Source organism: Terriglobales bacterium, assembly GCA_035624475.1.
Lineage (GTDB): Bacteria > Acidobacteriota > Terriglobia > Terriglobales > Acidobacteriaceae > DASPRL01.
In genome coordinates this window covers 1-6,546 of sequence record DASPRL010000344.1, presented here as the reverse complement: position 1 = coordinate 6,546, position 6,546 = coordinate 1, and the positions used below count along the sequence as shown (strand labels likewise).

6 protein-coding genes are annotated in these 6,546 nt (G+C 67.4%); all 6 read right to left on the bottom strand.

The annotated features are described in order from the left end of the window. Positions 1-611 (bottom strand): 4Fe-4S dicluster domain-containing protein (locus tag VEG08_13630; protein ID HXZ29028.1); only part of this gene is annotated, 611 nt, incomplete at its 3' end. Further along, positions 608-1,942: an FAD-binding oxidoreductase gene (locus VEG08_13625; protein ID HXZ29027.1), complete on the bottom strand. Its 1,335-nt coding sequence runs from the start codon at positions 1,940-1,942 to the stop codon at positions 608-610. The genes VEG08_13630 and VEG08_13625, both read right to left, overlap by 4 nt. Beyond that, a complete protein-coding gene (locus VEG08_13620) occupies positions 1,939-3,366 on the bottom strand; it encodes an FAD-linked oxidase C-terminal domain-containing protein (GenBank protein HXZ29026.1) in 1,428 nt (475 codons plus the stop codon). Before VEG08_13620 ends, VEG08_13625 begins: the two co-directional genes overlap by 4 nt. Positions 3,367-3,455: 89 nt before the next feature. Then, the gene (locus VEG08_13615; GenBank protein ID HXZ29025.1) at positions 3,456-3,896 is read right to left on the bottom strand and encodes a CBS domain-containing protein; all 441 of its coding nucleotides are present in this window, start codon (positions 3,894-3,896) and stop codon (positions 3,456-3,458) included. Positions 3,897-4,037: 141 nt separating this feature from the next. Beyond that, positions 4,038-5,099, bottom strand: coding sequence for a hypothetical protein (locus VEG08_13610; protein ID HXZ29024.1), 1,062 nt, complete (start codon positions 5,097-5,099; stop codon positions 4,038-4,040). A 244-nt stretch (positions 5,100-5,343) separates the two neighbouring features. After that, positions 5,344-6,546 (bottom strand): amidohydrolase family protein (locus VEG08_13605; GenBank protein HXZ29023.1); only part of this gene is annotated, 1,203 nt, incomplete at its 5' end.

Here is a 6,546-nt window from a genome sequence, read left to right as displayed (position 1 = left end):
GCGATGCAGCCGCCCAGCAGCGCCACCCGCCCGCGGCCTTCGCCCACCGCAGGGAAGACCTTGCCGAACTCCTCGAAGAAGAACTTTTCGTCGATGCGCGGCGCCAGGGCCGCGACCTCCTGCAGCCCGAAGAGGCGCAGCAGGCCGCTGGCGCGCACCAGCCTTTCGAGACCGGAGCGCTGGTAGAAGCGCAGCAGCCGGGCCAGGCGCTGAAGCTTGCCGAGATCGCGTAGCACGCGCGCGTAGAACCACTCGCGCAGGCGGCGCGCCAGCCACGGCCGCTGGTATTGCTGCTCGATCTGCGCCCGCGCCCGCTCCACGATGCGGCCGTAGTGGACCCCCGAGGGGCAGGCGGTCTCGCAGGCACGGCAGCCCAGGCAGCGGTCGATGTGGGTGACGTAGCTCTCGCCCACCGGCAGCCGCCCTTCATCCACCAGCAGAGCCTGGTAGATGCGGCCGCGGGGCGAGTCCGCCTCCTGCCCCAGCACCCGGTAGGTGGGACAGAAGGGCAGGCACAGGCCGCAGTGGACGCAGGCCGAGTACAGCTCCCAGGTAGGACGGTCGGTGGGGGCGGCCAGTTTCGCGATCGGGTTTTCCACGGTCGTGCTCATCCCACCAGGAACCTCCCGCGGTTGAGGAGATTTTCAGGATCGAGCGCGGACTTGACCGCGCGCATGGACTCCAAGTCAGTGGGGCTGGTGCCCCAGAGATTGAAGTGCGGCTTGGCTTCCTGGGGGCAGCGCAGCACCACCGCCGAGGCCTGCTCCTCGGGAAGCCGGCTGCGGAATTCGGAGGCAGCGTTGGCGTACTGCATGGCCGCGGGCGGGTCCACGGCGATGGGGAGGAAGGCCACGTGCAGCGAGCCCACCCCGGCACGCCCGATGGCGGCGCACAGGAAGTTGTAGTCCAGGGCGGCGCGCTCGGCGGCCGCCAGCGCCGGCGCCACCTCCGCGAGGGGCACGTGCACCGCGAAGAGCATGGCGTTGTGGTGGCGCGCCAGGATGGTCTCCTCGAAGCCGGAGAAGCCACGCCACAGGCGGGCCTCGGCCTCGCCCTCGAGTTCGCGAGTGACTGCCTGGCCCAGTTCGGCGCGGTAGCGGCGGAGGACGGCGTCGCTGCCTGCGGCCCGGAGCAGGAGTCGCCAGGGTCCGGCGGACAGCCCGAGATACTCGGCGGCGCGCGGGTTCGAGATCTCCAGGCACATGGGAGTCAGCGGCGAGCGCAGCAGGCGATCGCGGAAGGCGATGGCATCTTCGAGCGCGGCGAACTCGGCCACGTAGGTACGCGTCACCGGCGGCAGATGGAAGACCTTGAAGCTGGCGCTGGTGATGACGCCCAAGGTGCCGAAGCTGCCGATGAGCAGCTTCATCAGGTCGTAGCCGGCGACGTTCTTGACCACGCGGCCGCCGCCCTTGCCGCGCCTGCCCTCGGCGGTGATGAAGCGGATGCCGATGCAGAAGTCGCGCAGCCCGCCGTAGCCGTGCTCGAGCGGGCCTTGCGCGGCGGTGGCCAGCAGGCCGCCGATGGTGGTGCGCGCGGCGTTCGCGGGATCGACGGGAAGGAACTGCTGGTGCTGGGCGAGGCGCGCCTGGAGATCGGCGAGGCGCGTGCCCGCGCCCACCCCGATGGTGAGGTCGCCGGGATCGTAGTGCTCGGTGGCGGTGAGGCGGGTGAGATCGAGGAGCAGGCCGGCGCGCGCCGGGGGATAGCCGATGGCCTGCCGGGTGAAGCCGCCGGCGGGCACGACCACCAGACCATGATCGGCGGCGAGGCGCAGGAGCGCGGCGACCTCTTCCTCCGAGCCGGGCGCCGCCACCAGCGCCGGCGCGACTCCCTGAATGGCGTAGTGCGCGCAGGCGGCGGCATCGTCCACCACGTGCGCGCCGCCTACGATGGCGGCCAGTTCCGAGGCGAGGCCCGCGCCGCTGAGCGCCGCGCTCATGCCACCACCCTGGGCATCAGCGGGGTGCGCAACTCGCGGCAGCCGCGGGTGGTGGGCAGCAGCTTCATGGGATTGAGCAGGCCACGCGGGTTGAAGGCCTGGCGCAGCGCCTGCATCACCTCCATGTTCTCCTCACTGAAGAGCATGGGCATGAAGTTGCTCTTCTCCATGCCGATGCCGTGCTCGCCGGTGAGGGTGCCGCCCAGGGAGATGCAGTACTCCAGGATGTCGCGGCCGGCGGCCAGGGTGCGCGCGGTCTGCTGCTTGTCGCGCACATCGAAGAGGATGCAGGGATGCAGGTTGCCGTCACCGGCGTGGAAGATGTTGCCGATGCGCAGGCCGTACTTCTTCCCTACTTCATCCACGAAGCGCAGGGTCTGGGGGATCTTGGTGCGCGGCACCACGCCATCCTGGGTGTAGTACGAGGAGGAGAGGCGGCCCAGCGAGGCGAAGGCGTTCTTGCGGCCCTTCCAGAGAAGTTCGCGCTCGGCGGCGCTGCGGGCGCGGCGCACCTCGCGAGCCTTTTGCTGGAGGCAGACCCGCTCGATGGCGGCGGCCTGCTCTTCCACCGCCTCGCGCAGGCCTTCCACTTCGATGAGCAGCACCGCGCCCGAATCCAGGGGATAGCCGGCGTGCGCGGCCTCTTCCACCACGCGCAGGGTCCAGCCGTCGAGCATCTCCAGGGCCGCGGGGGTGATGCCGGCGGCGGTGATGGCGACCACGGTGTTGGCGGCGTCGTCGATGGTGTTGTAGATGCCGAGCAGCGTGGCGGCCGACTCGGGCAAGCGGGTGAGCTTGACGGTGATGACGGTAGCGATGCCCAGCGTGCCCTCCGAGCCCACGAAGAAGCCGGTGAGGTCGTAGCCGGCGGCGTGGGCGGCCTTGCCGCCGAGGTGGAGCACGCGGGCGTCGGGCAGCACCACCTCCAGCCCGGTGACGTGGTTCACGGTCACGCCGTAAGCCAGGGTGTGGGGCCCGCCGGAGTTCTCGGCCACGTTGCCGCCGATAGTGCAGGCCTTCTGGCTGGAGGGATCGGGGGCGAAGTAGTAGCCCTCGCGCTCGACCGCGCGCGTCAGCTCCAGGTTGACCACGCCGGGCTGCACCACGGCGCGCTGGCTGGCGAGGTCGATCTCCAGGATGCAGTTCATGCGGGAGAAGGCCAGGATGAGGCCGGCGTCGCGGGAGATGGCGCCGCCGCTCAGTCCGGTGCCCGCGCCCCGCGGCACCACCGAGACCCCGGCCTGATTCGCCAGCTTCATGATCTCGACCACCTGCGCGGTGGTGCGGGGGAAGAGCACGGCGCCGGGAAGGCCGCGGCTGAAGCCGGCGTCGTACTCGTAGAGGAGCAGGTCCTCGCGGCGGTGAAGCACACCGTCGTCGCCCAGGATCTTTCTCAGTTGGCGGACCAGCGCAGCAAAGCTCATGGCAGGGGCGCGAGAGGGCGCGCCGGGGACACCAGGAAATCATATCCCGGCGGCGGGAAAGGCGTGGTGGAAAAGCGCGCGCCCGAGGGCTAGGCGCTGCCGCCGGGGTCGGAGTGGATGTAGGCGCGCATCATGCGGACCTCGGCGTCCTTGTCGGTGAGGTCGCGGAGCAGCAGATCGCGCAGCGAGACCAGGCCCACCAGGCGCTTGCCCTCGCAGACGGGCAGGTGGCGGAAGCCGTGCTCGCGCATGAGCAGCATGCAGTTCTCCAGGCTCTCGCCGGGAGCGACGGTGGTGAGGTCGCGGGTCATGACCTCGGAGACCGTGGTGGTCTTAGGGTCGCGGCCTTCGGCCAGCACGCGCTTCATGATGTCGCGCTCGGAGAAGATGCCGGCCAATTCGCCGCGCTCCAGCACGGGCACGGCGCCGATATTGCGCTCCACCATGAAGCGCGCCGCCGCCAGCACGCTCTCCCCGGCGTTGATGGTGTAGGTCTCGCGATCGTGGATCAGGTCATGGATGGAAGCCATGGTCGCCTCCTCATCCCGCTGAGGGCGCATCCTACTCCCGGTTGTACCCGCGGGACAAGGGGAGCGGGAAGAATCGGGTCATCGGGTCATCGGGTCATCGGGTGATTGAAGACTCAGTGGCTTCTGGCGGAGTTGGAGGGTTCACGCGAGAAGCTTCCTAAGCGCGACTATGAATGCGTCCGCTCTGGGGCGCCATTCAGCACTTAAGACGCTGGGACGGGTGACCTTCCAGTCGGGCTCGAACTGGAAGCCAATGTGTTCCATCGCTTCCTTGTAAGCGCCCGCGGTTTGGCCGTTGTCGCGGGCGACCCACTCGAAGTTGAAGCTCAGCCTAGAGTCGGCGCCCAGCGTGAACAAAGACTTGTTACTCAGCCTTAGAAAGATCGGACTGAAAGCGCCGTAAGAGCCGGTACCAAAGTTGATCTTGTCCGCTGTCTCCTTGGCAAATCTGTACACCTTGTCGAACGCCCGGTAGTCATCGTCGCTTAGCTTCTGCCGCGCATCGTCGAGCATGGCTGCCTCGTCCCACTTGCGTCGGACAGTTCCAGAATCGGACCCCAGCCCCTTCTTCACCTCCGCGCCAAACAGGCGGGGGACCGTGATTTCGTAGTCCTCGTGCCGGTAGTATTCGAGCTGCACAGCAAAGATGTCGAACTGGCTGTTCTGATTGACGTAAGTGATCAGATCCTTCAAGCGGTCCTCGATCGTATCCATGAGGATGACGAACTTGAGTCTTCCATCGTGCAGATTCCGATCCATGGCGTCGAGGAGGGGCTCGATCTGGTTCTGTTCCAGAGAAAAGAACTGCTGCAGTTTTTCGTCAAAGCCAAGATTCCATTTTGCCCGGCTAGCCTCCTCCAGAGTGTTGAGGAATCTGCCGAAGTCAGGCATGTGCTTCCAGAGTGATGCGCCGTAGTCGAGAGCCTGGGCGACCACCGTTCTTTTATCAGGATTTCGGTATAGCTTTGTCTCGACTATGTAGACATCGCCGTCCTTGTCGACCGCCAAGGCATCAATTGGGCCGGATTCGGTCTCGAATTCCCTGGCGACGACCAGCAGTCGCTTATCTTCCTTGATCTCGTACACTGGGATCGACTCGGGATGTTCGTGAATGTACTCCTGCAGGTTGTGTTCCCTCTCAAAGTCAGACTTCTCTATGACCTGTGCGCTGGCTGATCCCTTTCTAGAAATGATGATGGCCATGGGCTGACCTTGCTCCCCTGTGTTTCCCGCGGGCGAGAGTATAACGCGACCGGGCTTTGGCGCGTCCCCTTCCTGCGCCCTCGCTGGCGCTGCGGGCTCGCTCGGGAGGAAGGGGTGGGGCCCGCGGCCGTCCCGGGGCTTACGCCCCGGGCTAACGCAAATGTCGCCCTCCGGGCTCCCCACGTCTGACACCCAGCCCTTCCTCCGTGTCCTCGGCGTCCTCTGTGGTTTGCTTGACCGCCGCTCAGCGCGCGGGCGGCGCCGGGCCCAGGTGGTAGAGCTGGACGGCGTTGTCGTGCAGGACCTGGTGGGCGAGCCGCGAGGCCTCGGCGCGCGTGATCTCGCCGTCGTTCATCATGCCGGTGAGGGCCAGGGCGAGGGCCTGGCGCGAGCTGTCGGCGCCGATCCAGCAGAACTCCTCCCAGCTCAGGAAGGGCAGGCCTAGGTCGAAGCCGTCGGTGCCGAACAGGACTTTCTGCGGTGCGATCTCCATCCAACTGCGCAGCACCTCGGCCAGTTCGCGCGGATAGATGAGGAAGGCGATGGCGGAGAAGTCGGCATAGACGTTGGGCTTCAGCAGCAGGGCGGCGGTCTGGCGGGCGAAGGGCCAGCCCCCGTGGATGACGACGAAGGTGGTCTTGCGCAGGGCGGGATCGTCGAAGGCGGATTCCAGCAGCATGGGGTTGGAGCCGCTCACGTTGTAGTAGCTGCCGATGCCGAAGCCGGTGTGGATGTGCACGGCCAGGCCCACGCGCCCGCACTCGCGCGCGATGCGGCGGAAGAGGAAGTCCTGGAGCTTCTTGTAGTCGGCGGCGGGCGGCACGCCGCCGCGCACGTACTTCGCATAGATGCGCCGGGCCTCGGCCTCTGGGACCTCGTCGAAGTCCAGGGAGCGCACGTAGCCGGCGACGAACTTCACCGCCACCGCACCCTCGGCCTTCTGCCGCTCCAGCAGCGGCGCGATCACCTGGGAGACGTAGAGGTCGAGCGTGGGCGGCAGCGCCGTGAGCTTCTCTTCCGTCAGGAAGCGCTGCCGCACCACCTCGAGGCTGGTGTAGAAGCGCTGGAGGTCGGGATTGCCCTGCTTCAGCTCGCGGTTGTCGAGGGGAAACAAGAGGGCGTCCACGTAGCTGACCCAGCGGAAGCGCGGCGCCTTAAGACCCTTGCCCATGCTCATGCGGTTGGAGAGCATGGTCTCGACGCCCAACTGGTCGAGCACCCAGGCGGGATAGTGGTCGCCCTGCTCGCGCTGGATGCGCTGCTTGGACTGGACCAGTTCGCCGAGGCTCTCCTTGGTGATCTTCGGGGGCGCGAAGCCGTAGAGGGCGGCCCAGGCGCGGTGCAGGTCGGGGCTGCCCGGACGCATGCGGAAGGGGACGAGTTCCTCTTCGGGCGCGACCGCGGTCCCGGTGGAGTGCGCGCCCTGGAAGCCCAGCGACTCCCATTC

Coding starts and splice junctions, on each gene's coding strand:
- VEG08_13625 (HXZ29027.1), bottom strand. CDS start 1,942: ATGAGCGCGGCGCTCAGCGGCGCGGGCCTCGCCTCGGAACTGGCCGCC.
- VEG08_13620 (HXZ29026.1), bottom strand. CDS start 3,366: ATGAGCTTTGCTGCGCTGGTCCGCCAACTGAGAAAGATCCTGGGCGAC.
- VEG08_13615 (HXZ29025.1), bottom strand. CDS start 3,896: ATGGCTTCCATCCATGACCTGATCCACGATCGCGAGACCTACACCATC.
- VEG08_13610 (HXZ29024.1), bottom strand. CDS start 5,099: ATGGCCATCATCATTTCTAGAAAGGGATCAGCCAGCGCACAGGTCATA.